We start from the raw sequence: 23,425 nt of genomic DNA, 5'->3' as shown, positions 1-23,425 counted from the left end.
CCGATACACCGGCCCTAGGCCGGTGTATCGCTTTGTACGGTCTGGCCCCTTTGGGTGAGGGGGGCGGGCTGCCCCATCACCCTGGCCCCCATCACGCGAGCGTAGTGGCGCGGGTTCAGGCGCAGCACCAGCAGGCTCATCAGCACCAAACCGCCGAGCTGCCACTGCCAGGCGCTGGCGAAGTCACCGCTCAGGTGGTGGAGGCGCGCTGCCACCCAGGGGCCGGTTGCCGCCAGGATGAAGCCAAATCCCTGCATCAGGGCGCTCAGGCTACCGGCGCGTCTGGGGTCTGGCAGGTGATCCAGCGCCATCACCATGATGAGGGAGAAGCTGCCGCCAAGGCCTGCGCCGCACAGCAGGCACCAAAGGATGGGGGCTACTTCCGGGGCGAGCCAGAGGCCGCCAAAGCCCGCCACCTGCATCACTATGGCCAGCCCCATCCAGGGGCGCCTGTCCTCCTTGCGCGCCGCCAGCAGCGGCAGACCCAGGCCGCTGGCGGTCTGGGCCAGGGCCAGCCAGGCCACCAGCTCGCCCCCCTGCTGGGGGCTCCATCCCAGCGCCAGGTAGGCGGGGGCCAGCCAGGCCACGACTATGCCGTAGCCGCTGTTGATGATGCCGAAGCAGGCGATCAGCAGCCAGGCGCGGGGCAGCGCGATCAGCCGCGGCTCCCCTGATGGGGCGGAGTGCAGCGCGGCGGCGGGCAGGCGCACCCGCCAGCCGAGCCAGAGCAGGGCCAGCAGCACCGGCAGGCTCCAGAGGGCCAGCGCCCGGGACCAGTCGAGGTGCAGGGCGACCCTGGGGGTGAGCACGGCGCCGAGCGCCCCGCCCCCCATCATGCAGGCCGAGAAGATCCCCATCACCAGGGGCACCTTGCCCGCAAAGGCCCCCTTGATGAGGCCGGGCAATGTCCCCTGCACCAGAGCCGACCCCAGCCCGCACAGGGCGGCGCTGGCGATGAGCAGGGCGCAGCTGGACAGGTTGAGGCGCAGGGCGCTGCCCAGCATCAGCAGCAACAGGGCCGCCCCGAGCAAGGGGCGCGGCCCGGCCTTGTGGAGCAGGGCCGGGGTGAGCAGGACGCCGACCCCGATCAGCAGCAGCGGCAGCAGGGTGACCCAGGCCAGCCTGTCCATGCCGAGGCCCAGCTGGGCGTCTATCTGCCCCGCCAGGGGGCCTATGGCGGTGAGGAAGGGGCGCAGGTTGATGCCAATCAGCACCACCAGCACCAGCAGGGCGCCGCTGCCGGAGGGGATCGGGCGCTTAACCATGGGACTGGGGGCCGTAGAGGGCGGCGGCCGGTATGGAGCTTGGCAACTTGATGAGGGGCAGGGGCGGCGGGCAGAGCGGCAGGCGCAGCGCCGTGTAGGCCGCGCTGCTGTCAAAGCCGAAGGGGGCGGCGTCTTCATTGTCGAAGGCGTAGTAGACGGCGCTGATGCCGTTCATCACCAGGGCGCAGAGGCACATGGGGCAGGGGTGGCCGCTGGCATAGACGATGGCACCCGCGAGCGGGCCCTTGCGGCTCCCCTCCCGCAGCGCCTCCAGCTCGGCGTGACGGCTGGGATCCCCCGCTTCCAGCATGCGGTTGACGGCGCTCGCCACCAGCTGGTTGTCTCGCACCAAGAGGGCTGCGAAGGGGCGGCCCCCCTGCTGGCGGTGGGTCAGGGCCAGCTGCAGGGTCTGCTCCAGCCATGCCTGATGGCTGGGGGCCGAGACGGCACTGAGGGAGTTCACTGGGCGGGCACCGGACTGGGGAGGCTGTGACATGGGATCATCCTGGGAAAAGAGGGGGGTGACGGCAGCCTAACGGGCCCGCAAGTCATTTGGAAATTAAATGATAAAATGACTTTCAGTGATTTTATAAATGGAGAATCCCCCCATGGAGCGACCCTTGCTGGATCCCCACCTGCTGCAGAGCTTTGTTGCCATCGTCGAAACCGGCAGTTTCACCCGTGCCGGCGAGCGGATGCACCTGACCCAGTCCACCATCAGCCAGCAGATGCGCCGCCTCGAGCAGCAGCTCGGTTGCCCGCTGCTCGACAGATCCGGCCGCCAGGTGGTGACCACTGCCCAGGGGGAGACGCTGCTGGGGCTGGCGCGCCGCATCCTGGGGCTGCTGGCCCGGGCGGGGGAGCGGGTGAGCGAGGCCAGTCACCCCCTGCGCCTTGGGGTGCCCGAGGATTTCGCCGCCGGCGCCATGACGGCTGTGCTGGCGGCTTTCGCCCGGCAATACCCCGAGGTGAGGCTGGAGGTGCAAAGCGGTCTTAGCCACGTCCTGTGGCAGGCCTTCGAAGGGGGGGAGCTGGATCTGGCGCTGATCAAGCAGGGGCGGGGGCAGGGGGAGCCCATCGCCCGCTGGCGCGAGCCGCTGGCCTGGGTCGACAGCCGCGACTGGCCAGCCAGCCAGCGGGAGCCTGTTCCCCTGGTGGTGTTTCCGAGCGAAGGCCTCTATCGGCGCCAGATCACCGATGCCCTGGATGCCAGGGGGATCCCCTGGCGCATCGCCTACGTGAGTGCCAGCCTCGCCAGCCTGCAGGGGGCGGTGAGCGCGGGCATAGGGGTGAGCCTGCTGCCCGCCCGATTGCTGCAGCCCGATCAGGTGGCGCTGGTGGACTGGCCTGCGGTGCGCTCGGTGGAGCTGGCCCTGCACCTGGGAGCAGGAGACAGTGAGCCCCTCAGCCGGCTGTGCGAGGCCCTGATCGCGCTCTGTGACGAGGTGATGGGGCCCAGGTAGGAACAAGCCAGGCCCGAGGCCTCAGGCCAGGGATTGTCTGGGCACCACGGCGAGCCAAATTTCCACCTCGCCGCTGCCGCTATCCGGGTCAAAGGCGTCGCCGTAGCGCTCAAAATCCGGCTGGTGGGCCGACTCGTAGCCTGAGTGCGCCAGCCACGCCAGCGCCTGCTGCCAGGTTTGGGGCAGGGCATCGACATGGCCCAGATGGCGAAAGACCGCATAGGTCTGGGGAGTGATCCGCATCCGGCCCAGGGTCTTGGGCAAGACCTCCAGCGCCGCGACTTCCACCGCGCACATATATTCGCACTCGGTGGCAGTGGCGGCGCAGATGACGCCGTAGGCGTGCTCCCCCAGTTGACCCGGCAGGGGGCCAAGGGCGCTGAAGTCGCGCCACTGGCCGGCGAAGTCGCCGTGCTGGAAGCTGTGATGGCGGCGCAGGCCGCCAAGCAGCATGGCCTTGCCGGTTTCAAAGCGAACGGGTTCTGACATGGGGCCTCCTGGGTTGGAAGGGTGAAGGGACAGAGTCTAGGTGAACACGTCAGTGCGCCCGGCCTTCCTCGAGCTTGCGCTCATAGTCCCGGCGGACGATGGCGAGCGCCGCCAGGGCGAGATCCGGGGCAATCTGGTTGGTTTCCAGCAGTTCTATCAGATCCACCGCGAGTTTGACCTCGGGGGGGGCAGTTTCCAGTGACATCTTGGTTTCTCATGGGGCAGAGTGGGCGCCATTATAGCGCCGCGGGCCGTGAAGACACGCCCCGGGTGCCCGGGGCTTGAAGGGCTTCACATGTGCTGGCGCATCTCCTTGTCGAGCTCTTCGCGCAGGGCCATCAGTTTCCTGGCGTACTGTTGCAAGCTCAGATCCTGCTCGCTCACCGGCTGCCATTGGGGCACAGGGCTCGGCTTGCCGTGCTCGTCCATGGCCACGAAGATGATGATGCAGTGGGTGGTCTTGTGGCGCGCAGGGTCGGTGGGGTGGCGGCTGTAGACATCCACGGCCAGGTGCATGCTGGTGGTGCCTGTGTGGATCACCTTGGCGTGCACCTCCACCAGCTGGCCTATCTGGATGGGGCGCAAAAAGCGGATGCCCCCCACATAGACGGTGACGGCATAGCCGCCACACCAGCCGGCGGCGCAGGCGTAGCCGGCCTGATCGATCCACTTCATCACCATGCCGCCATGGACCTTGCCGCCGAAGTTGACGTCGGCGGGTTCGGCGAGAAATTGCAGGGTCAGCTCGTGGGGTGGGGTCATATCGTCTCCTCGGTTCATTGCCGGTCACTCTTGCGGTAGGCCTCGGCCTGCTGGCAGGGAGGCAGGGATGACACATAGGGGCGTTCATTGCCGGTGCGCTGGCCGAGGCTGGCGTACTCCTGCTGGCAGCGGGTCGTCTTGCCCCCGGCCCTGACGCAGGCATCGATGCGCTGCTGCCTCTCTTGTATCGTCTGTTGTTGCCGGGCGTTGTCACAGGCTCTGTCCAGCCCGGCCTGATGGGTGTTCCTGTCCGGCGTTGCGGCGAGCAGGCCGCCCGAGAGGGTGCCACCGAGCAGCAGTATGACCAGCTTCATCATGGGTTGTCTCCTTGCGAAGGGCGCCTCGCCATGCCCAGGGCTATGCCCCCGAAATGGCCAGTGATGACAATAACAATCGCAGCGACCAGGACTCATCCAACCAGAGTCCGCGGGTCAGCGGCACCAAACGGGGCGCGGGCATCTATTCACCTTGAGTTCAGCGGCGGCGGCCCAGCATGGCAGCTCATGCAAATGAGGAGGCCCCATGAAACAGATGCTGGAGCAATTGATGGGAGCTGGCAAGGGCTGGCTCAACGATGGCGGTGACACGCGCAAGGCCCAGATGAAGGGCATGGCCCAGGGGGGGCTGGCCGCCGGGGCCATGGCGCTGCTGCTTGGCAACAAGAATATGCGCAAGTACGGCACCAAGGTGGCGGCGGTGGGCGGGGCGGCCGCCCTCGGCGGGCTGGCCTACAAGCTCTATCAGGACTGGCAGCAGAACCAGAGTGCGCCAGCGGCCGGCACGCCCCATCCCCTCAACGAGCTGGCGGGCGCCGAACTGGATGCCCGCGCCAGCTTGCTGGTGCGCGCCATGGTGGCGGCGGCCCGGGCCGACGGCCACATCGACGGCAACGAGCGTCAGAAGATCCAGCAGTACCTGACCGAGCAGGGCCAACCCGATGCCGCCCGCTGGATTGATGCCGAGCTGGCCCGCCCGCTGGACCCGCAAGCCCTGGCCCGGGAAGTGACCGACATGGAGCAGGCCACCGAGGTCTATCTCGCCTCCCTGCTCGCCGTCGAGGTGGATCACTTCATGGAGCGCGGCTATCTCGACGAGCTGGCCCGTGCCCTCAAACTCGATGACAACCTCAAAGCCAGCATAGAGCGCCAGGTGGCCCAGCTGGGCGCGCCGGGTTGAGCCCAGGCAGCCATAAGATTGTCCACAAGGCCCCGTCATGGGGCCTTGTTGTTGGTGGTCTATTGATGGGGGGCGAGCTGCTGGTGGACCAGGGCCGCCAGCCGGGTGAGGGCGGCCTCCAGCGCCGGGCTCCAGGGATGGGCGCTGTTGAGGCGCAAGCAGTGGTTGTGCTGGCCCTGACTCGAGAACAGGGCCCCGGGGGCCAGTGAAAAACCACTGGCCAGCGCCTGGGCGTAGAGTGCCCGGCTGTCGAGGCGCTCGTCGAATGTCAGCCAGAGGAAGTAGCCGCCATTCGGGGTCGAGATGCGCACCTCGTCCTGGAAGAGGCGCAGCAGGGCCGCCCGCATCTGCTGCTGGCGCTGGGCCAGGGTGTGGCGCAGGCGGCGAAAGTGGGCATCCACCCCGCCCTGGCGCAGCATGTCGGCGAGTGCCAGCTGGCTCGGCACATTGGTGGAGAGGGTCGACATCAGTTGCAGCCGCTGGATGCGCTCGGCATGGGGCCCCGCCACCACCCAGCCGACCCGAAAGCCCGGCGCCAGGCACTTGGTCCAGGAGCCGCACAGCAGGCTGTCGCCCCGGGCGTCCCAGCGCTTGATGGGACTGGGGCGCTCGCGGCCAAAGTAGAGCTCGGCGTAGACGTCGTCCTCCACCAGGGGCACCTCATGGGCGTTGAGCAGCGCCATCAGCCCCTGCTTGTGGCCATCCGGCATGGTGTGGCCCAGGGGGTGCTGGACGTTGCCCATCAGCCAGCACGCCTTGATGGGACGCTGGGCCAGGGCCTCGGTGAGCAGGGCGAGATCTATGCCCACCCCGGGGATCACAGGGATTTCCACCACCTTGAGCTGCAAGCGCTCTATGGCCTGCAGGGCGCCGTAGAAGGTGGGGGATTCCACCACCACCCAGTCCCCGGGCTCGGTCAACACCTGCAGGCTGAGGGAGAGGGCCTCCATGGCCCCTGTGGTGATGATGATCTCCTGGGGATCCACCGCCAGGCCGTCGCTGGCGTAACGCTGGGCGATGGCGCGGCGCAGCGCCTCGTTGCCGGGGGGGAGGTCGGCGACAGTGCTGAAGGGGTCGAGGCGGCGCATGCAGCTCGCCAGTGCCCGGCCGAGCTGGGGATGGGGGAAGAGGGCGGGATCCGCCACCGCGAGCCCCAGCGGCACCAGCTCCCGGGACTTGCTCGCCTGCAACACCTCGAACACCAGATCGTTGATGTCCACCGAGCCGCTGTAGTGGGCCTGCTGGGCAGCGCTCGCCTGCAGCGGTGAGGTAGCGGCCTTGACGTAGTAGCCGGACTGGGGCCTGGCCAGGATGAGGCCGCGGCTCTCGAGCAACTGGTAGGCCTGCAGCACCGTCATGGGGCTGAGGTCATGGGTCTTGCAGCTCTGGCGGATGGAGGGGATGCGCTCCCCCGGCTGCCAGAGGCCGCTCTCTATCTGCTGTTGCAACAAGGCAGCCAGCTGACCGTAACGGGACATGGTGTGTCCTAACTGTTATAGGTGGATTTCACTATAACTGCATCTGTTATAGGTGTCATGGCACGTGTTGTACTTAACGGGCGAAAACCTGTCTGTTAAATGCAACATAGAGAGTCATGCATGATAAGCCTGGATGATGTGGTCAGCCTCTCCCGAATACAGTTCGGCGCGACGGCGATGTTCCACTTTCTGTTTGTGCCCCTCACCCTGGGGCTGTCCTGGATCCTGGTGATCGCCGAATCCGCCTACGTGATGACCGGCAAGGTGATCTACAAGGACATCACCCGCTTCTGGGGCAAGCTGTTTGGCATCAACTTCGTCATGGGGGTCACTACGGGGATCACCCTGGAGTTCCAGTTTGGGACCAACTGGGCCTACTACTCCCACTACGTCGGCGACATCTTCGGCACCCCGCTGGCGGTGGAGGGGCTGATGGCCTTCTTCCTGGAATCCACCCTGGTGGGCCTCTTCTTCTTCGGCTGGGACAAGCTCTCCCGGGGCCAGCACCTGCTGGTGACGGCGCTGGTGGCGCTCGGCTCCAACCTCTCCGCCCTCTGGATCCTCATCGCCAACGGCTGGATGCAGAACCCGGTCGGCGCCGAGTTCAACCCCATGACGATGCGCATGGAGCTGGTGGACGTGGCGGCGGTGATCTTCAACCCGGTGGCCCAGGTCAAGTTCGTCCACACTGTGGCGGCGGGTTATGTGGCGGCCTCCCTGTTCGTGATGGGGGTGAGCAGCTGGTATCTGCTGCGCCGCATGGAGGTGCGCTTCGCCCTGCGATCCTTCGCCATCGCCTCGGGCTTTGGTCTCGCCGCCATCCTCTCTGTCATCGTCCTCGGGGACGAGTCGGGCTACCGCTCCGGGGAGGTGCAGAAGGTCAAGCTCGCCGCCATAGAGGCTGAGTGGGAGACCGAACCCGCCCCTGCCTCCTTCACCCTGTTCGGCCTGCCGGATCAGAGTGCCGAGACCACTCACGCGGCCATCAAGATCCCCTATCTGATGGGCATCATAGCCACCCGCTCCCTGGATGAGCAGGTGACTGGCTTGAAAGATCTGAAGGCGCAGCACGAGGTGCGCATTCGCAGCGGCATGCTGGCCCACGACGCGCTCGAAGCGATACGGAAAGACGGCGGCAACGCCGAGGCCCGCGCCACCTTCGAGCGCCACCGCGCGGATCTCGGCTATGGCCTCTTGCTCACCCCCTACGCCAAGGAGATTGGCAAGGCGGACGAGGGGGCCATAGCCAAGGCGGTGGACGACTCCATCCCTCAGGTGGCGCCGCTGTTCTGGAGCTTCCGGCTGATGGTGGGCATAGGGGTGGTGTTGCTGCTGCTATTTGGTGCCGCCTTCCTGCAACTGTGCCGGGGCAGGCTGGTGCAATCGCCCCGCCTGCTCAAGGCCCTGTTCTGGAGCATACCCCTGCCCTGGATTGCCATAGAGGCGGGCTGGTTCGTGGCCGAGTTCGGCCGCCAGCCCTGGACCATCAGCGACGTGCTGCCGGTGTCGGCGTCGGTCTCCTTGCTGCAACCGGGCCAACTCTGGTTCAGCCTCATCTCCATCTTCCTCATCTACAGCAGCCTGCTGGTGGTGGAGCTGTTCTTGTTGCGTCATGTGATCCGCAAAGGGCCCGCCAGCCTGCAGACGGGTCGTTATCAAGGTGAAGTGTTGAAAAACGGGAGTCTTGTCTGATGGATTACGAAACCCTGAAACTCGTCTGGTGGGGGCTGGTGCTCTTCCTGCTCATAGGCTTCGTGGTGATGGACGGCTTCGATCTCGGGGTCGGCCTGCTGCTCCCTGTGGTGGCCAAGAATGATGAGGAGCGGCGGGTGCTGCTCAACAGCGTGGGCCCCGTGTGGGAGGGTAACCAGGTGTGGCTCATCGCCGGTGCCGGCACCCTGTTCGCCGCCTGGCCCCTGGTCTATGCCGCCGCTTTCTCGGCGCTCTATGTGCCCTTCATGTTCCTGCTGTTTGGCCTCTTCCTGCGCCCGGTCGGCTTTGACTATCGCAGCAAGCTGCCGGACCCGCTCTGGCGCCGCTGGTGGGACAGGGCCCTAGTGACGGGTGCCCTGCTGCCGACCCTGGTGTTTGGCGCAACCATCGGCTTCCTGTTGCAAGGCTTGCCGTTTCGCTTCGATTCGGCCCTTCGCATCCACTACGGCGCCTTCGATTTCAACTGGCCGCTGCTCTTCACCTGCATGGGTACGGCGCTGGCCCTGCTGATGCTGCACGGCGCCAGCTTCCTGCAGTGCAAGACCCAAGGGGTGATAGCCGAGCGCTGCGCCCGCCAGAGCCGCTGGCTCGGGCCCCTGGCGAGTGCCCTGTTTGCCCTCGGCGGCCTCTGGCTCAGCCAGATGCGTGGTTACCGGATAGCCGAGATTGGGGATCTCAACAGCGCCCTGACGCCGCTGATGAAGCAGGTGACGACGGCGCCGGATGGCTGGTTTGGCAACTTCATGGCGCACCCAGTGCTCTGGGCTGTGCCTGTCCTCGGCCTCTTGCTGCCGCTCTTGAGCACGCTGGCAAGCCACCTTGGCCGGGCGCGGCTGGCGATCCTTGCCAGCGGTGGTGCCTGCGCCGCCATGATGCTGACCGTGGCCATAGCGCTATTCCCCTTCGTGCTGCCCTCGTCGCTGGATCCGTCCAGCAGCCTGACCCTGTGGGACGGCACCTCCAGCGAGGGCACCCTGCTCATCATGCTGGGGATAGTCGCCGTGCTGATGCCCATCAACCTGGGTTACACCCTCTGGGTCTACTGGGTGGCGCGAGGCAAGATGAGTACCGAGCAGGTGCGCCAGCAGGGCCATAGCCTCTACTAACACGGGAATTGAGGAGTTTTTGATATGTGGTATTTCACCTGGATTCTGGGATTGGGGTTTGCGCTGCTGTGCGGTCTGGTCAATCTGCTCTGGCTGGAGGCGCGCTGGGCGGCGGACGAGGATCTCAAGGAGCCTTGATCCCGCCCCTGAAAACGAGAAAGGCCGACACCAGGTGTCGGCCTTTTTGTTTTTTTGCGCGGCGGATTAGATTGCCAGCGCCAGTTTGGCTTCGCGCTTCTCGCTTGCATGGGTGAGGCCATAGGCCAGCAGCACGATCAGCGCGCCAATCCAGGGGGTGTGCATCAACCCCAGGTGCTCCACCACAAAACCGCCAACGACAGAGCCCAAGGCGATGCCGACGTTGAAGGCGGCGATGTTGAGGCCGGAGGCGACATCCACGGCGTTCGGGGTATGGCGCTCGGCCTGTTTCACCACCAGCACCTGCAGGCCCGGCACGTTGCCAAACGCGAAGGCGCCCCACACCAGCACTGTCAGCACCGCCAGCACAGGGTGGGGCGCCGTGAAGGTGAGCATCAGCAGGATGAGTGCCAGGCCGCCAAACATCAGCTTCAGCGCGGGCAGCGGGCCCATCTTGTCCGCCAGCTTGCCGCCCCAGATGTTGCCGACCGCCACCGAGACTCCGTACACCAGCAGGATCAGGCTCACCGCATTGGCACCGAAACCGCTCACCTGCTGCAAGATGGGGGCGAGGAAGGTAAAGGCGGTGAAGGCGCCGCCGTAACCCAGGGCCGTCTTGGCGTAGACCATCAGCAGGGGCTTGTGGGTCAGCACGGCGAGCTGCTCGCGGATAGTGGAGGCTGTCCCCTTGGGCAGGTTGCTCGGGATCAGCAGCAGGCTACCGACCATGGCGATGACCCCGAGTGCGCTCACCACCAGGAAGGTCTCGCGCCAGCCGAACTGCTGACCAATCCAGGTGCCGAGCGGCACGCCTGTCACCAGGGCGACGGTCAGGCCGCTGAACATGATGGCGATGGCGCTCGCCGCCTTCTCTTTGGCCACCAGACCCGTGGCTATGGTGGAACCCACCGAGAAGAAGACCCCGTGGGCCAGGCCGGTGAGGATGCGGGCGACGATCAGGCTCTCGTAGCCGGGGGCCTGCCAGGCCAGCAGGTTGCCGGCGGTGAAGAGCGCCATCAGGCCCACCAGCAGCCACTTGCGCGGCAGCTTGCCGGTGAGCGCCGTCAGCACAGGCGCGCCTATGGCGACGCCCAGGGCGTAGAGGCTGACCAGCAGGCCCGCCGAGGGGAGCGAGACATTGAGCTGCTCGGCTATGGTGGGGATCAGCCCCACTATTACAAATTCGGTGGTGCCGATCGCGAAGGCACTCAGGGTGAGGGCAAATAACGCCAGTGGCATACAAACTCCTTGGATAGTGGCTCCCGACGGGAGAATGGCGCCAGTATGCCGATGAGCTTTGTTGGCAAAAATGACGGTAACGTCAAATTACTTTTGCTAAATTAGCAGCAATGGATCCGTGGAATGGGGTAAAGGGAATGGCTGAGGCTGCGGAGACAAAGCGCGTAGAAGCAAGGCGTACAGACCGAGCTGGGAATAAAGAGGAAAGGGGCAAGGGAAGAGGGGCTGCTGCGCGCGGTATTGGAGACAAAAAAAGCGGGAGGCACTGGGCCTCCCGCTGGTGTTCAAGAATGTCATTAGAGCGTTATTTGCTCCCTTCTCCCCTTGCGGGAGAAGGGTTGGGGATGAGGGGGAGGTAGCTTGCCCCTCACCCTAACCCTCTCCCGCAGGGAGAGGGGATAGCTCGTGGTTGCAATTGGCTAGTGAGGGTTGCCGGTATCCGCCGCCGCAGCGATAGATACAATGCGTCCTCTCCCGTTTAATCCCAATTCGGGGCGAAGTCCGGGTTGGCGCAGCGCTCCCCTCGCTCCAGGGTGGCAATCTGTGCCATCTCCTCGGAGCTGAGTTGCACCTTGAGGGCGGCCAGGTTGGCGGCGAGATTCTCCCGCTTGGTGGAGCTCGGGATCACCGTCATGCCCTGGGCCAGCAGCCAAGCCAGTGACACCTGGGCCGCCGAGACGCCGTGGCGCTTGCCTATCTCCATCAGCAGCGGCTCGCTCAGCACCTTGCCATAGGCCAGCGGCATATAGGCGGTGATGGCGATGCCCTGATCCTGGCAGAACTCCACCACCTTGCGGTTTTGCAGCAGGGGATGGATCTCCACCTGCTGGTGGGCGATGGCACCCGGCCCCAGGATAGCGATGGCTTCTTTAAGCTGGGCGACCGTGAAGTTGGAGACCCCGATCTCCCGGGTCAGGCCTTGTGCCTTGGCCTCGGCCAACTGCTCCAGGTAGACCGCCATCGGCACCTCATCCTTGGGGGAGGGCCAGTGAATAAGCGCAAGATCCAGATAGTCGGTGCGCAGTTTCTCCAGGCTCAGCTCCAGGCTCGGGATCACCTTGCCCGGGACGAACTCGCTGGTCCACACCTTGGTGGTCAGGTAGATATCCTGGCGGGGGACGCCACTTTCGCTCATCAGCTGGCCCACTTCGGCCTCGTTGTCATAGATCTGGGCGGTATCTATGTGGCGATAGCCGAGATCCAGACCCTGCAGCAGGGAGTCGCGCAGGGGCTGATCTTTCAGGCGAAAGGTACCAAGACCCAGGTTGGGCATCTTCATCATTATATTCCTCAAGTTATTGTTTCTACGCTCAATATTTTGTCGGCCCATCCCCGCATCCAGGGCGGGCAGGGGACAGGCCGCAGCTGGATTCAGGCTAGCTGATAGCGGCGAACTCTGGTGCTGGCAAACCAGCCCCGGGTGTTGGCCACGAAGGCGAGAAAATGGGGCTGCTGCTGGTGGGCACTGAGCGCCGCCTCGCTCTCCCACTCCTCGTGGATCATCCAGCCGTGGGGACTCTCAAGGCTCTGGTGCAGCCGGTAGCCAAGGCACCCGGGCTCTTGCTGGCTGGCGTTGACGAGCGGCGTCAGGGCGGCCCGACACTCGGCGGCGAATTCAGGCTTGGCCTCAAGCTCGGCAATCACAATCAGGGGGGATGGCATCTGAACCTCCTTGCTAAAACGACGGTCAGTATGCCCGCCGCAGACTGGGGGATACAGGGCAGCAGTCGCAAAACACTATTGAGGAAAGAACAGCAATAGGGAGGGGGGAACCCACACATTAGTATTTCGTTAGATCTATGGGCATTGCGAATTCTTCGCCAGCGACTTCTTTAGTTAAGGCTTGTCCTGCGATGCAAGTATTTCCATTGAAGGTCAGTGCCGGGCCATGGTGAAGCTCCCAGCCCTTGTTCATCAATTCAGAGATCCGCATGCAAAAATCTTTATCATCAGGGCCAGTAATAAATCGATAGAGCTTCATGGGTAATGCCTTGATTTAAAATTAAAAGTCAAAATATTTCTCTGAAATAACATGTCTGCTGCGCTGAGGGTTATCCCTCTGACCAGACCGCAAACTCGTTGCCGCTGGGTTCGACAAAGTGGAAGCGGCGGCCGCCGGGGAAGTCAAACAGCGGGCGGTTGATGATGCCGCCATGGTGCTGCACCTTGGCCTGGGTCTCCTCGATATCGGCGCTGTAGAACACCAGGAGAGCGCCGCCCTGGGCGCTCTGGCCGCACAGATCCGCACGATAGAAGCCGCCGTCCAGCCCTTCCCCTTCGAAGGCGCAGTAGTCGGGGCCGTAGTCCGCGAACTGCCAGCCAAAGGCGGCCTCGAAGAAGGCCTTGGTGGCGGCGAGATCCCTGGCTGCAAACTCCACATAGTTCAGTTTTTCATGGGCCTTGGTCATAAGGGTCTCCTTGTCGATGTCGGTGGTGATGTCGGTTGTCAGCGTTTTTGCGTGCGGTTCGTGGAGTGCGGCAAGGCGTCCCAGGGGGTCAGCTTGAGCTGCTTGCGGCGCACCCAAACGATGATTCCCATCAGCAGACCGAAGCCTATGCCGAACAGCAGGCTCTGGCGCAGGGCGAAGGCCGGACTCACCTCATCTTGCCAGCCGAGGTACCACATCAACATCCCCCAGATGGCACCTGTCGGCAGACCAAAGGCAAGCAGGTTGACCAGAAAGCGTTCATGGTGGGGCGGTCTGAGTCGCAGGCCCAGTCTGCGCAGCAGTCTGAGCAAGGGGGGATTGTAGTTGGCGTGCCACACGCCTTTGCTTTCAAGCTCCTGGTGGGCTGCCGCCAACCGCTCTTCGAAGTTCATGATGTTCATCCTTGCGATGGCTTGGCGCCATACGATGCCAATTTTCGGCATTGTATCCACAAGGCCGGGAGCAAAACAGGCGGTTGCTCACGTTATGCGGACGGCAAGATCCGTCTCTGGTGACGCCTGCCTTGCCAACCCAGGGCCATTGCGCCTATAAAGCCCCATGACTCTTGCCAGGATGACAACAATGAAGACCCATTCCGATGAATTGACCCTGTTCGTGGCCGTGGTGGAGGCGGGCAGCTTTCGCCAGGCGGCGGAAAACCTCGGCATGGACAACTCAGTGGTGAGCCGCGGCATCAAGCGGTTGGAGGAGAAGCTCGCCACGGTGCTGCTCAATCGCACCACCCGGCGGGTCAGCCTGACCGAGGAGGGGAGCTGGTTCTATCAGCGGGCGGTGAAGGTGCTGACCGAGATGAGCGAGGCGGAGAGCCATCTGCTGATGCGCCGGGAGCAGCCGGAGGGCATATTGCGGGTGGACGCCGCCACCCCCTTCATCCTGCACCGGCTGGTGCCCATCATAGGGGAGTTTCGCCGCCGCTACCCCGGCATAGAGCTGCAACTGCACAGCTCTGAGGGCTTCATCAACCTGATGGAGCGGCGGGTGGACATGGCCATTCGTATCGGCGAGCTGACGGACTCCTCCCTGCGTGCCCTGCCGCTCGGGCGATCCAAGCTGCGGCTGCTCGCGTCCCCCGACTATCTGAAGGCGCGCGGCACCCCGCGCCAGCCAGCTGACTTGCTGGCAGGCCACGAGCTGCTCGGCTTTTTGCACCCCGATCACCTCAACCACTGGCCCCTGCTCAGCACTGAGCAGGGGGACAGGTTCGCCATCACCCCGACCCTGAGGGCCAGCAGCGGCGAGACCCTGCGCCAGCTGGCGCTCAGAGGGCAGGGGATCGTCTGCCTGTCGGACTTCATGACGGGAGAGGACAGGGCGAGCGGCGCCCTGGTGGAGGTGCTGGCCCGCAGCAACAGCGGCGCCTCGCGCCCCATTCATGCGGTCTTCTACTCCGATGCCCAGCGGGATATCCGGCTGCGGGTCTGGCTCGACTTCCTGAGAGAGCAGCTCGGCGCCGAGGCGTTGTAGAGGGCATGCCTACAGTGCCACCCCCCTCCCGGCCTCCCCCTCCACTAGGGGGTGGGGTCATTTTCTCCCACCCCTTGGCAAGCGGAGGGCTGGGGTCAGGTGCGGTCAGAACACCCGCGCTCGCCAATAAAAAGAGGCCGACATCGCTGTCGGCCTCGTTCGTTTTCATCTCAAGGATGCATCGGCTGCCCGATTAATCCTCTTCGGCCCAGCGGCGTGAGCGTTCGACCGCTTTTTGCCAGCCGCTGTAACGCTTGGCGCGATCGGCTTTGTCCATCTGGGGGATGAACTCCCTGTCCACGCTGAACTTGTCTTCCAGCTCGTCGGAGCTCTTCCAGAAGCCGACGGCGAGGCCTGCCAGGAAGGCGGCGCCCATGGCGGTGGTCTCGATGCGGGTCGGACGCACCACAGGGGTGTGCATCATGTCAGCCTGGAACTGCATCAGGAAGTCGTTGGCGACGGCGCCACCGTCAACCTTGAGCGCGGCCAGCTTGATGCCGGAGTCCTGCTGCATGGCATCCAGCACGTCGCGGCTCTGGTAGGCGATGGACTCCAGCGCGGCGCGGATGATGTGGTTGCGGTTGGCGCCACGGGTCAGGCCGACCATGGTGCCGCGAGCATAGGGATCCCAGTAGGGGGCGCCCAGGCCCACGAAGGCCGGTACCAGGTAGACGCCGTTGGTGTCCCCCACCTTGCTCGCGAAGTAGTCGGTGTCGCGGGCATCGTGGATGATCTTGAGCTCGTCACGCAGCCACTGGATGGTGGCGCCGCCCATAAAGACAGCCCCTTCCAGCGCGTAGTTCACTTCCCCTTTCGGGCCGATGGCGACAGTGGTCAGCAGGCCGTTGTTGGAGCGAACAGGCTCTGTGCCGGTGTTCATCAGCAGGAAGCAGCCGGTGCCATAGGTGTTCTTGGCCATCCCCTTCTCGAAGCAGAGCTGGCCGAACAGGGCAGACTGCTGGTCACCGGCGATGCCGGCGATGGGGATGCGGGAGCCGCCGCCACGGGTGGTGTAGCCATACACCTCGGAGGAGGGTTTGACCTCGGGCAGCATGGAGGCGGGGATGCCCAGCTCGTCCAGCATCCGCTGGTCCCACTTCAGATCGCGGATGTTGTAGAGCATGGTGCGGGAGGCGTTGGTCGGGTCGGTGACGTGCACTTCGCCGTTGGTCATCTTCCACACCAGCCAGGTGTCTATGGTGCCGAACAGCAGCTCGCCGTTCATCGCCTTCTCGCGGGCCCCTTCCACGTTGTCCAGGATCCACTTCACCTTGGTGCCGGAGAAGTAGGCGTCCAGCACCAGGCCGGTATTTTCGCGTACGTACTCTTCCAGGCCGCGGGCTTTCAGCTCTTCACAGATGGCCGCGGTGCGCCGGCACTGCCAGACGATGGCGTTGTAGATGGGCTTGCCGGTGGCTTTCTCCCAGACAACGGTGGTTTCACGCTGGTTGGTGATGCCGATGGCGGCGATCTGCTCGCTGTGCAGGCCGCTCTTGGCCAGCACCTCGGTGAAGACGGAGGACTGGGTCGCCCAGATCTCCATGGGGTCGTGCTCAACCCAGCCCGCCTTGGGGTAGTGCTGGGTGAATTCGCGCTGTGAGGTCGCGACTATGTTGGCGTCCTGATCGAACACTATGGCACGGGAGGAGGTGGTACCTTGATCCAGCGCGACGACAAATTTCTTTTCAGCAGACATGATGTTCTCCACGTTTGGGGGGACCGCTCTTAGGCGGCGGCCTCTTCTTTATTGGACAGCTTGGCGGCTTCTTCGGTCACGACACGGTTGCCCGGGACGCAGGGAGCCAGCACTTTCACATACAGAGCGGTACCCAGCTGGGCGCCGACTATGGGGCCGAGGATGGGAACCCAGAAGTAGGGGTTGTCGCGACCGCCGGTCAGGGCCACATCGCCCCAGCCTGCAAAGAAGGCGAACAGTTTGGGACCAAAGTCACGGGCCGGGTTCATGGCAAAACCGGTCAAGGGGCCGAGGGAGGCGCCGATCACCGCGATCAGTATGCCGATCAGCAGGGCGGCCGCGAAGCCTTTGGGGGCACCGTTGTTGTTGTCACCCAGCGCCATGATGCCCAGCATCAGGACGGCGGTGATCACCAGCTCGACCGCGAATGCCTGCATGTTGGAGAGCAGGGCATTGGGGTAGGTGGAGAAGATGCCGGCGGTGCCGAGGCTCTCTACGCTGCCGCGCACCACGTTGTGGGTCAGTTCCCACTGGGTGAAGAGGTTGCCATAGAGGAAGTAGACCAGGGCGGCGGAGGCGAAGGCACCCGCTATCTGGGCGATGATGAAGGGCACTACCTTGCGCTTGTCGAAGCCGCAGAAGGTCATCAGCGCCAGGGTCACCGCCGGGTTCAGGTGGGCGCCAGAGATGCCGCCGGTCACATAGATGGCGATGGCGACCCCCAGGCCCCAGGTAATGGAGATTTCCCATTGCCCGAAGTTGGCGCCAGCCAGCACCAGGGCTGCCACGCAACCGACGCCGAAGAAGATCAGCAGGCCGGTGCCGATAAACTCGGCGAGGCACTCGCCGAGCAGGGTATTGGGTCTTTGTATGCTCATAGTTGTTATTCCTTATATCCACCCAGAGTAGGTTTGATGTTCCGTTTCGTTATCTTGCATTCCCATTTTTTGCGTCCGAAAACGTTTCTTCTTGTTATTTGAGCTGACGCAAACGTTATGCTCGTTTGCGCTCGTTCTTGGACGAGAGAGAAAATAAACCTTCTGTGCCAATTCACCAGACCCCCGCCACCGGAAATGTGGACAAGATCCCATTCATTGCTAAGAAAATGTGACGAAAAGCAACTGTTAGCGGCGTTAATACTCCTTAGTGGGTAGCCATATTCCTTGCCCTGCAAGGGCTGGCGGCCGATGAGCGATCACTCATCAGGTGACATTTTTTGTAATAAAACTGCAATAATTTAGCCTTCATCACAGATTGAATGTTCACAAGTGAGCACAATAGGCTCGCTTGCGAATAAGGACTCATCTGGTCGCAGGCATGATCGGGGCACCCTCAACCGCCCATAACAACAATAAGGAAGCAGAACATGCTTAGTCTCTTCAGGCCTGCACCCCACATAGAGCGGCTACCGGCCGACAAGGTGGATCCCTTCTACAAACGCATGCGCTGGCAGGTGTTTTTCGGGATCTTCTTCGGTTATGCCGGCTACTACCTGGTGCGCAAGAACTTCAGTCTGGCGATGCCCTACCTCATCGAGCAGGGCTTCTCCCGCGGTGATCTGGGCCTGGCCCTGTCCGGCGTCTCCATTGCCTACGGTCTCTCCAAATTCCTGATGGGGAACGTGTCGGATCGCTCCAATGCGCGCTACTTCCTCTCCGCCGGCCTGCTGCTCTCGGCCGGCATCATGTTCATGATGGGGACAGTGCACTGGGCTACCTCCAGCATCGCCATCATGTTCGTGCTGCTGTTCCTCAACGGCTGGGTTCAGGGCATGGGCTGGCCGCCCTGTGGTCGCACCATGGTGCACTGGTGGTCACAGAAGGAGCGGGGCGAAGTGGTCGCGGTCTGGAACGTGGCCCACAACGTGGGCGGCGGCATGATAGGTCCGCTGTTCATCCTGGGGATGGGCTGGTTCAATGACTGGCGCAGTGCCTTCTATGTACCGGCTGCTGCTGCCGCCGCCATTGCGGTGATCGCCTTCTTCGTGATGCGTGATACCCCGCAATCCGTGGGTCTGCCCCCCATCGAGGAGTACAAGGACGACTACCCGAAGGATTACAACGAGAGTCACGAGCAGGAGTTTTCCGCCAAGGAGATCTTCGTCAAGTACGTGCTGCACAACAAGCTCTTGTGGTACATCGCCATTGCCAACGCCTTCGTTTATCTCATTCGTTACGGTGTGCTGGACTGGGCGCCGACCTACCTGAAAGAAGCCAAAGACTTCAGCGTGGATCACTCCTCCTGGGCCTATTTCCTGTACGAGTGGGCCGGTATTCCGGGCACCCTGCTGTGCGGCTGGATCTCTGACAAGATGTTCCAGGGCCGCCGCGCCCCGGCCGGCATACTCTTCATGGTGCTGGTGACCCTGGCTGTGCTGGTCTACTGGCTCAACCCGGCGGGCAACCCCACCGTCGACATGCTGGCACTGGTCGCCATCGGCTTCCTGATCTATGGCCCCGTCATGCTGATCGGTCTCTATGCCCTGGAGCTGGCGCCGAAGAAGGCGGCCGGTACAGCGGCGGGCTTCACCGGGTTGTTCGGTTATCTGGGTGGCGCCGTGGCGGCCAACGCCATGCTGGGCTACACAGTCGACCACTTCGGCTGGGACGGCGGTTTCATGGTGCTGACCGCATCTTGCGTGCTCTCCATAGTGCTGCTGGCAATGACCCTCAAGCACGAGAACATCGCCGTCGCTGCCAAGAAGGCCGCTGCCGACAAGGCATAAAACGTGATCCTACCCTTATCAGTCCGAAAAGGGATAGGGTACACTGCCAAAGGCCCCGCATCGCCGGGGCCTTTTTTCGTCTCTCAAGCGGAGTGCAAGCGTGAAGCAAACCCAACGACATCTGGAGATCCTGGACGTCCTGACAAGGCAGGGCTTTGTCTCGACCGACGATCTGGTGACCCATTTTGACGTCAGCCCCCAGACCATTCGCCGGGATCTGAACGATCTCGCCGAGCAGAACAAGATAAGGCGCCATCACGGCGGGGCCTCCCTGCATTCGAGTACCGTCAATACCGCCTACAGCGCCCGCAAGGTGATGCAGCTCAAGGAGAAGGAGCGCATCGCTCGTGAGGTGGCCGCCAACATTCCGGACGGCTCGTCGCTCTTCATCGACATCGGCACCACCACAGAAGCCATAGCCCGCGCCCTGCTGGATCACCGGGAGCTGCGTGTGGTCACCAACAACCTCAACGTCGCCAGCATTCTCACCGCCAAGGATGACTTCACCGTCATCATCGCAGGTGGCGAGATCCGCAACCGGGATGGCGGCATCGTCGGGGAGGCGACCCGTGACTTCATCGGCCAGTTCCGCATGGACTATGGCGTCATCGGCATCTCGGGTATCGACAACGATGGCTCATTGCTCGATTTCGACTACCACGAGGTGAAGATAGCCCAGGCCATCATAACCCACTCCCGCCAGGTGTTTCTGGCCGCCGACCACACCAAGTTCGGCCGCAATGCCATGGTCAACCTCGGCAACCTCAACCAGATCCACGCCCTGTTCACGGATCAGGAGCCGCCCGAGAAGTTGATGCGACTGATGTCCCAGCATCAGATAGCCTGCCACATCTGCTGAGTCTCCCCACGCCGTATTAGCATCAGGCCGCCACCGGGCGGCCGCCTTGCTCCTGCTACCTTTCCCCTTTGTCCCTGTGGCGCCGTCTCGGCTGGCCGCTGCGAGGCTTGAGCTAAAAACAACGGCTCTCTCCTCGTCCTGCGTGGTGTGTCTCTGTGCTGGTGGCCCTCTCAGAGTCGGGCCCTGTCGGCCTCGGGCAGCCGCGCCCGCATCCGCTGCGGCAGATTCGCCCTGGCAGTAGGTGCCATGGCAAGGCTCGGGGTGGCATCTTGTCACCGACCGGCAGCATTTTTAGCATTGTCAGAACAATCGCGATCACATTTCCCTCATAAAATGTTCGTTTATCATTTTTTCATGTTCTAATATGAGCGAAATCAAACATTGCCGGCATGGCGAACACAAAATAAGAAAGTAGGTGAACATGAGCGAACATTATGATCTGGTCGTCGTCGGCGGCGGCATCAACGGGGTCGGCATTGCGGCGGATGCGGCGGGGCGGGGGCTGAAGGTGGCGCTGTTCGAGGCGCAGGATCTCGCCTCGGCCACCTCGTCCAACTCCAGCAAGCTGATCCACGGTGGCTTGCGCTATCTCGAACATTACGAATTCAGGCTGGTGAAAGAGGCGCTGGCGGAGCGGGAGGTGCTGCTCGGCATGGCGCCGCACATCGCCCGTCCCATGCGTTTTCGCTTGCCGCACCGCCCGCACCTGCGCCCGGCCTGGATGATCCGCGCCGGCCTCTTCCTCTACGACAACCTGGCCAAGCGCGACAAGCTCAAGGGCAGCTGCGGTCTGCGCTTCCTGCCGCAAGATGGCCTCAAGAGCGGCATCAACAAGGGCTTCGAGTACTCGGACGCCTGGGTCGATGACGCCCGCCTGGTGGTGCTCAACGCCATGATGGCCCGGGACAAGGGCGCCGAGGTGCAGACCCGCACCCGCTGCGTCAAGGCGGTGCGCGGATCCAAACACTGGACCCTGACCCTGGAGCGGGACGGGGGCGAGCAGTTCAATGTCACCTGCCGTGGCCTGGTCAATGCGGCCGGTCCCTGGGTCAAGACCTTCTATGACGAGAGCCTGCACGAGAAATCTCCGCGTGGCATCCGCCTCATCAAGGGCAGCCACATCATAGTGCCGCGCATCCATGAGCGCGAAGAGGCCTATATCCTGCAAAACGAGGACAACCGCATCGTCTTCGTCATCCCCTACCAGCAGGACTACTCCCTCATCGGCACCACGGACGTGGAGCACCATGGCAGCCCGCGGGAGGCGAGGATCAGCGAGGCCGAGATCAATTACCTGTGCAAGGTGGTCAACGCCCACTTCACCCGCCAGATTGCGCCCTCCGAGGTCATCTGGACCTATGCCGGGGTGCGGCCGCTCTGCGATGACGAGTCCGACTCTCCCCAGGCGGTGACCCGCGACTACACCCTGGAGCTCTCCGGTGAATCCGACGGGGCGCCGCTCCTGTCCGTGTTTGGCGGCAAGCTCACCACCTATCGCAAGCTGGCCCAGGCCGCCTGCAACAAGCTCAAGCCCTGGTTCAGCCAGATGGGGGATGACTGGACGGCCTGCAGCCGTCTGCCCGGCGGCGAGTTCGACTGCTCCACCGCCGAGCTGGCTCGTGCCTATATGCTCGAATTCGATTGGCTGGATGAGCGCAGCGCCCGCCGCATCGCCGAGGCCTATGGCAGTCACGCCCGTCTCTGGTTGCACGAAGAGCGCGGTCAGCACTTTGGTGCCGGGCTGTACGAGTCGGAAGTGCGCTATCTGATCAGCCGCGAGTGGGCCCATTCGATGGAAGACATACTGTGGCGCCGCAGCAAGCTGGGGCTGCGCCTCTCCGATACCGAACAGCAGCAACTGCACGCCTGGCTGGAGCAACACCATCACGCCTTGCCCAAGGCAAGCTGATGACAAGGCGGGCGGCCCTGGCCGCCCGCCGATAAACTGCAATAAACCTCTGCTATAACAACTACCTACATCCAATAAACAATAACAAAGAGCCGTTTTTATGAAACAACCTCACCTCTCCCTGGTGGCCCTTGGCCTCGGGGTTGCCCTCGCATTGCCCGCCCTGGCCGCCGATGACGGCAAGATAGTGATCGCCCACCGTGGCGCCTCCGGCTATCTGCCCGAGCACACCCTGGAGTCCAAGGCGCTGGCTTATGGCATGGGGGCCGACTACCTGGAGCAGGACCTGGTGATGACCAGGGATGACCAGCTGGTGGTGATGCACGATCACTTCCTCGATGGCATCACGGACGTGGCGACGCGCTTCCCCGGCCGTGCCCGTCCGGACGGTCGTTACTATGTGGTGGACTTCACCCTGGCCGAGGTGCGCTCCCTGCGCATGACGGAGCCCTTCCAGCTGGTGGATGGCAAGCAGGTGCCCGTCTATCCGGCCCGCTTCCCGTTGTGGAAGTCCAGCTTCAAGATCCACACCTTCCAGGAAGAGATAGAGATGATCCAGGGGCTCAACAAGAGCACCGGCAACAACATAGGTATCTACCCGGAGATCAAGGCCCCCTGGCTGTTCCGCCACGAGGGCAAGGACATTTCGAAAGCCGTGCTTACCGTGCTCAAGGAGTACGGCTACACCGGCAAGGACGACAAAGTCTATCTGCAGAGCTTCGATGTGGATGAGCTCAAGCGCATCAACGGCGAGCTGATGCCGGCGCTGGGCATGGACCTGAAGCTGGTGCAGCTGATGGCCGAGACCGACTGGAATGAGACCATGGTCTACGACACCAAGGGCAAGGCGACCCCCTACGACTATGACTGGATGTTCAAGCCGGGGGCCATGAAGACCATAGCCGGCTACGCCGACGGCATAGGCCCCTGGAAGCCGATGATAGTCACAGAGCCGGGCACGCTCGGCAAGCCGGTGTTCACCACCATGGTGAAGGAGGCCCACGCCGCCGGCCTCAAGGTGCACCCTTATACCTTCCGCCAGGATCAGGGGCAGATCCCGGCCTATGCGAAAGACTTCACCGACCTGCTCAACATTTTCCTCTATCAGGCGGATGTGGACGGGGTGTTCAGCGACTTCCCGGACAAGGCGGTGGCGGTCATCAAGGCCCACGGCAAATAATAAAAGAAGAGCAACACGGGAACGCAAGCGGGGCCAGGTGCCCCGCTTTTTTATGGCGGCAGGCCAGCCCCGGGAGTGATGAGGCGTAGGGTGTAATTATTTGTTTACGATTTTCGTGGTGCAGAGGGGCTTTTGCACGCTACTTTCTGGCTGTTTTGGTCACGGGAGTGGTCATTAATCCATCTGTTGATGCAGTAAACCGCTAGTTTCACTTGATTGTTTGTTTTTCCTTGGTAAGGTGAGGGCGGTTGCGTAACAAAGCGCTGACTTGTGTAAATAAATAAATACACCTTGGCGCAATTGGCTTAAATAC

At 63.2% G+C, this 23,425-nt stretch carries 25 protein-coding genes; 10 read left to right on the top strand and 15 right to left on the bottom strand.

The annotated features are described in order from the left end of the window. Window positions 1–14: 14 nt before the first annotated feature. Both ACFWHB_RS14145 and ACFWHB_RS14140 read right to left on the bottom strand, forming a co-directional pair. Window positions 15–1,265 carry a cyanate transporter gene (locus ACFWHB_RS14145; RefSeq protein ID WP_395948700.1) on the bottom strand — a complete coding sequence of 417 codons (1,251 nt, stop codon included), beginning with the start codon at window positions 1,263–1,265 and terminating at the stop codon, window positions 15–17. Next, window positions 1,258–1,761, bottom strand: coding sequence for a nucleoside deaminase (locus ACFWHB_RS14140; RefSeq protein WP_395948699.1), 504 nt, complete (start codon window positions 1,759–1,761; stop codon window positions 1,258–1,260). Before ACFWHB_RS14140 ends, ACFWHB_RS14145 begins: the two co-directional genes overlap by 8 nt. Before the next feature lie 124 nt (window positions 1,762–1,885). On the opposite strand from ACFWHB_RS14140, the gene ACFWHB_RS14135 reads away from it, so the two are divergent. Next, complete coding sequence (locus tag ACFWHB_RS14135; protein ID WP_395950208.1) at window positions 1,886–2,728, top strand: LysR family transcriptional regulator; 843 nt, start codon at window positions 1,886–1,888, stop codon at window positions 2,726–2,728. Window positions 2,729–2,749: 21 nt separating this feature from the next. On the opposite strand, the gene ACFWHB_RS14130 is transcribed toward ACFWHB_RS14135, so the two are convergent. The 4 genes from ACFWHB_RS14130 to ACFWHB_RS14115 all read right to left on the bottom strand — a co-directional run bounded on the left by ACFWHB_RS14130 (window position 2,750) and on the right by ACFWHB_RS14115 (window position 4,296). Further along, on the bottom strand, window positions 2,750–3,217 hold the full coding sequence (locus ACFWHB_RS14130; RefSeq protein WP_395948698.1) for a GyrI-like domain-containing protein: 468 nt from the start codon (window positions 3,215–3,217) through the stop codon (window positions 2,750–2,752). Window positions 3,218–3,266: 49 nt separating this feature from the next. Beyond that, the gene (gene rsmS / locus ACFWHB_RS14125; RefSeq protein ID WP_106887302.1) at window positions 3,267–3,422 is read right to left on the bottom strand and encodes a pleiotropic regulatory protein RsmS; all 156 of its coding nucleotides are present in this window, start codon (window positions 3,420–3,422) and stop codon (window positions 3,267–3,269) included. 86 nt (window positions 3,423–3,508) lie between these two features. Then, window positions 3,509–3,979 carry an acyl-CoA thioesterase gene (locus tag ACFWHB_RS14120; protein WP_234567726.1) on the bottom strand — a complete coding sequence of 157 codons (471 nt, stop codon included), beginning with the start codon at window positions 3,977–3,979 and terminating at the stop codon, window positions 3,509–3,511. A 14-nt stretch (window positions 3,980–3,993) separates the two neighbouring features. Further along, the gene (locus ACFWHB_RS14115; RefSeq protein ID WP_395948697.1) at window positions 3,994–4,296 is read right to left on the bottom strand and encodes a hypothetical protein; all 303 of its coding nucleotides are present in this window, start codon (window positions 4,294–4,296) and stop codon (window positions 3,994–3,996) included. Window positions 4,297–4,501: 205 nt separating this feature from the next. Between ACFWHB_RS14115 and ACFWHB_RS14110 the strand changes: the two genes are divergently transcribed. Beyond that, window positions 4,502–5,155: a tellurite resistance TerB family protein gene (locus ACFWHB_RS14110; RefSeq protein ID WP_139745907.1), complete on the top strand. Its 654-nt coding sequence runs from the start codon at window positions 4,502–4,504 to the stop codon at window positions 5,153–5,155. Window positions 5,156–5,214: 59 nt separating this feature from the next. Here the strand turns inward: ACFWHB_RS14110 and ACFWHB_RS14105 are convergent, their stop codons facing one another. Continuing rightward, window positions 5,215–6,633 carry an aminotransferase-like domain-containing protein gene (locus ACFWHB_RS14105; RefSeq protein ID WP_395948696.1) on the bottom strand — a complete coding sequence of 473 codons (1,419 nt, stop codon included), beginning with the start codon at window positions 6,631–6,633 and terminating at the stop codon, window positions 5,215–5,217. Window positions 6,634–6,753: 120 nt separating this feature from the next. On the opposite strand from ACFWHB_RS14105, the gene ACFWHB_RS14100 reads away from it, so the two are divergent. The 3 genes from ACFWHB_RS14100 to cydX are packed head-to-tail and all read left to right on the top strand — an operon-like array spanning window position 6,754 to window position 9,590. Continuing rightward, window positions 6,754–8,325, top strand: coding sequence for a cytochrome ubiquinol oxidase subunit I (locus ACFWHB_RS14100; protein ID WP_163148519.1), 1,572 nt, complete (start codon window positions 6,754–6,756; stop codon window positions 8,323–8,325). Then, a complete protein-coding gene (gene cydB, locus ACFWHB_RS14095) occupies window positions 8,325–9,452 on the top strand; it encodes a cytochrome d ubiquinol oxidase subunit II (protein ID WP_395948695.1) in 1,128 nt (375 codons plus the stop codon). Before ACFWHB_RS14100 ends, cydB begins: the two co-directional genes overlap by 1 nt. 24 nt (window positions 9,453–9,476) lie before the next feature. Then, window positions 9,477–9,590, top strand: a complete 114-nt coding sequence (gene cydX / locus ACFWHB_RS14090; protein ID WP_025326454.1) for a cytochrome bd-I oxidase subunit CydX — start codon at window positions 9,477–9,479, stop codon at window positions 9,588–9,590. Window positions 9,591–9,656: 66 nt separating this feature from the next. Here cydX and ACFWHB_RS14085 read toward each other — a convergent pair whose 3' ends face one another. The 6 genes from ACFWHB_RS14085 to ACFWHB_RS14060 all read right to left on the bottom strand — a co-directional run bounded on the left by ACFWHB_RS14085 (window position 9,657) and on the right by ACFWHB_RS14060 (window position 13,650). Beyond that, window positions 9,657–10,829, bottom strand: coding sequence for an MFS transporter (locus tag ACFWHB_RS14085; RefSeq protein WP_395948694.1), 1,173 nt, complete (start codon window positions 10,827–10,829; stop codon window positions 9,657–9,659). A 478-nt stretch (window positions 10,830–11,307) separates the two neighbouring features. Continuing rightward, window positions 11,308–12,111, bottom strand: a complete 804-nt coding sequence (dkgB, locus tag ACFWHB_RS14080; RefSeq protein ID WP_163148516.1) for a 2,5-didehydrogluconate reductase DkgB — start codon at window positions 12,109–12,111, stop codon at window positions 11,308–11,310. A gap of 89 nt (window positions 12,112–12,200) precedes the next feature. Then, window positions 12,201–12,491 (bottom strand): putative quinol monooxygenase, encoded by a 291-nt coding sequence (locus ACFWHB_RS14075; protein WP_163148515.1) that lies wholly within the window; start codon window positions 12,489–12,491, stop codon window positions 12,201–12,203. 118 nt (window positions 12,492–12,609) lie between these two features. Continuing rightward, window positions 12,610–12,810, bottom strand: a complete 201-nt coding sequence (locus ACFWHB_RS14070) for a DUF1737 domain-containing protein (RefSeq protein ID WP_163148514.1) — start codon at window positions 12,808–12,810, stop codon at window positions 12,610–12,612. Window positions 12,811–12,880: 70 nt separating this feature from the next. Next, window positions 12,881–13,237 (bottom strand): VOC family protein, encoded by a 357-nt coding sequence (locus tag ACFWHB_RS14065; protein ID WP_395948693.1) that lies wholly within the window; start codon window positions 13,235–13,237, stop codon window positions 12,881–12,883. 38 nt (window positions 13,238–13,275) lie between these two features. Beyond that, entirely contained in the window at window positions 13,276–13,650 is a 375-nt protein-coding gene (locus tag ACFWHB_RS14060; RefSeq protein WP_168235415.1) for a DUF6404 family protein, read from the bottom strand. 190 nt (window positions 13,651–13,840) lie between these two features. Here ACFWHB_RS14060 and ACFWHB_RS14055 point away from each other — a divergent pair, with 190 nt between their 5' ends. Further along, window positions 13,841–14,743 (top strand): LysR family transcriptional regulator, encoded by a 903-nt coding sequence (locus ACFWHB_RS14055; RefSeq protein ID WP_168235414.1) that lies wholly within the window; start codon window positions 13,841–13,843, stop codon window positions 14,741–14,743. A gap of 193 nt (window positions 14,744–14,936) precedes the next feature. Here ACFWHB_RS14055 and glpK read toward each other — a convergent pair whose 3' ends face one another. Further along, window positions 14,937–16,439, bottom strand: coding sequence for a glycerol kinase GlpK (gene glpK, locus ACFWHB_RS14050; RefSeq protein WP_395948692.1), 1,503 nt, complete (start codon window positions 16,437–16,439; stop codon window positions 14,937–14,939). 29 nt (window positions 16,440–16,468) lie between these two features. Beyond that, window positions 16,469–17,317 (bottom strand): MIP/aquaporin family protein, encoded by an 849-nt coding sequence (locus tag ACFWHB_RS14045; RefSeq protein WP_005327692.1) that lies wholly within the window; start codon window positions 17,315–17,317, stop codon window positions 16,469–16,471. 488 nt (window positions 17,318–17,805) lie between these two features. On the opposite strand from ACFWHB_RS14045, the gene glpT reads away from it, so the two are divergent. From glpT to glpQ, 4 genes are all read left to right on the top strand, one after another. Next, on the top strand, window positions 17,806–19,164 hold the full coding sequence (gene glpT / locus ACFWHB_RS14040; protein ID WP_111912610.1) for a glycerol-3-phosphate transporter: 1,359 nt from the start codon (window positions 17,806–17,808) through the stop codon (window positions 19,162–19,164). 100 nt (window positions 19,165–19,264) lie between these two features. Then, window positions 19,265–20,023 (top strand): DeoR/GlpR family transcriptional regulator, encoded by a 759-nt coding sequence (locus ACFWHB_RS14035; protein ID WP_395948691.1) that lies wholly within the window; start codon window positions 19,265–19,267, stop codon window positions 20,021–20,023. Between the two features lie 421 nt (window positions 20,024–20,444). Continuing rightward, entirely contained in the window at window positions 20,445–21,932 is a 1,488-nt protein-coding gene (gene glpD / locus ACFWHB_RS14030; protein ID WP_395948690.1) for a glycerol-3-phosphate dehydrogenase, read from the top strand. Between the two features lie 100 nt (window positions 21,933–22,032). Next, a complete protein-coding gene (gene glpQ / locus ACFWHB_RS14025) occupies window positions 22,033–23,112 on the top strand; it encodes a glycerophosphodiester phosphodiesterase (protein WP_395948689.1) in 1,080 nt (359 codons plus the stop codon). Window positions 23,113–23,425: the final 313 nt, after the last annotated feature.

It is taken from the genome of Aeromonas mytilicola subsp. aquatica, assembly GCF_044336385.1.
Classification (GTDB): Bacteria; Pseudomonadota; Gammaproteobacteria; order Enterobacterales; family Aeromonadaceae; genus Aeromonas; species Aeromonas rivipollensis.
Note: the sequence above shows the minus strand (reverse complement) of the source record. Positions and strands in the feature narration are given on the sequence as shown.

Coding starts and splice junctions, on each gene's coding strand:
- glpK (WP_395948692.1), bottom strand. CDS start 16,439: ATGTCTGCTGAAAAGAAATTTGTCGTCGCGCTGGATCAAGGTACCACC.
- ACFWHB_RS14085 (WP_395948694.1), bottom strand. CDS start 10,829: ATGCCACTGGCGTTATTTGCCCTCACCCTGAGTGCCTTCGCGATCGGC.
- ACFWHB_RS14100 (WP_163148519.1), top strand. CDS start 6,754: ATGATAAGCCTGGATGATGTGGTCAGCCTCTCCCGAATACAGTTCGGC.
- ACFWHB_RS14110 (WP_139745907.1), top strand. CDS start 4,502: ATGAAACAGATGCTGGAGCAATTGATGGGAGCTGGCAAGGGCTGGCTC.
- ACFWHB_RS14075 (WP_163148515.1), bottom strand. CDS start 12,491: ATGCCATCCCCCCTGATTGTGATTGCCGAGCTTGAGGCCAAGCCTGAA.
- ACFWHB_RS14060 (WP_168235415.1), bottom strand. CDS start 13,650: ATGAACTTCGAAGAGCGGTTGGCGGCAGCCCACCAGGAGCTTGAAAGC.
- ACFWHB_RS14120 (WP_234567726.1), bottom strand. CDS start 3,979: ATGACCCCACCCCACGAGCTGACCCTGCAATTTCTCGCCGAACCCGCC.
- glpD (WP_395948690.1), top strand. CDS start 20,445: ATGAGCGAACATTATGATCTGGTCGTCGTCGGCGGCGGCATCAACGGG.
- ACFWHB_RS14140 (WP_395948699.1), bottom strand. CDS start 1,761: ATGTCACAGCCTCCCCAGTCCGGTGCCCGCCCAGTGAACTCCCTCAGT.
- ACFWHB_RS14065 (WP_395948693.1), bottom strand. CDS start 13,237: ATGACCAAGGCCCATGAAAAACTGAACTATGTGGAGTTTGCAGCCAGG.
- cydX (WP_025326454.1), top strand. CDS start 9,477: ATGTGGTATTTCACCTGGATTCTGGGATTGGGGTTTGCGCTGCTGTGC.
- ACFWHB_RS14145 (WP_395948700.1), bottom strand. CDS start 1,265: ATGGTTAAGCGCCCGATCCCCTCCGGCAGCGGCGCCCTGCTGGTGCTG.
- ACFWHB_RS14055 (WP_168235414.1), top strand. CDS start 13,841: ATGAAGACCCATTCCGATGAATTGACCCTGTTCGTGGCCGTGGTGGAG.
- dkgB (WP_163148516.1), bottom strand. CDS start 12,111: ATGATGAAGATGCCCAACCTGGGTCTTGGTACCTTTCGCCTGAAAGAT.
- cydB (WP_395948695.1), top strand. CDS start 8,325: ATGGATTACGAAACCCTGAAACTCGTCTGGTGGGGGCTGGTGCTCTTC.
- ACFWHB_RS14045 (WP_005327692.1), bottom strand. CDS start 17,317: ATGAGCATACAAAGACCCAATACCCTGCTCGGCGAGTGCCTCGCCGAG.
- glpQ (WP_395948689.1), top strand. CDS start 22,033: ATGAAACAACCTCACCTCTCCCTGGTGGCCCTTGGCCTCGGGGTTGCC.
- ACFWHB_RS14070 (WP_163148514.1), bottom strand. CDS start 12,810: ATGAAGCTCTATCGATTTATTACTGGCCCTGATGATAAAGATTTTTGC.
- ACFWHB_RS14105 (WP_395948696.1), bottom strand. CDS start 6,633: ATGTCCCGTTACGGTCAGCTGGCTGCCTTGTTGCAACAGCAGATAGAG.
- glpT (WP_111912610.1), top strand. CDS start 17,806: ATGCTTAGTCTCTTCAGGCCTGCACCCCACATAGAGCGGCTACCGGCC.
- ACFWHB_RS14115 (WP_395948697.1), bottom strand. CDS start 4,296: ATGATGAAGCTGGTCATACTGCTGCTCGGTGGCACCCTCTCGGGCGGC.
- rsmS (WP_106887302.1), bottom strand. CDS start 3,422: ATGTCACTGGAAACTGCCCCCCCCGAGGTCAAACTCGCGGTGGATCTG.
- ACFWHB_RS14130 (WP_395948698.1), bottom strand. CDS start 3,217: ATGTCAGAACCCGTTCGCTTTGAAACCGGCAAGGCCATGCTGCTTGGC.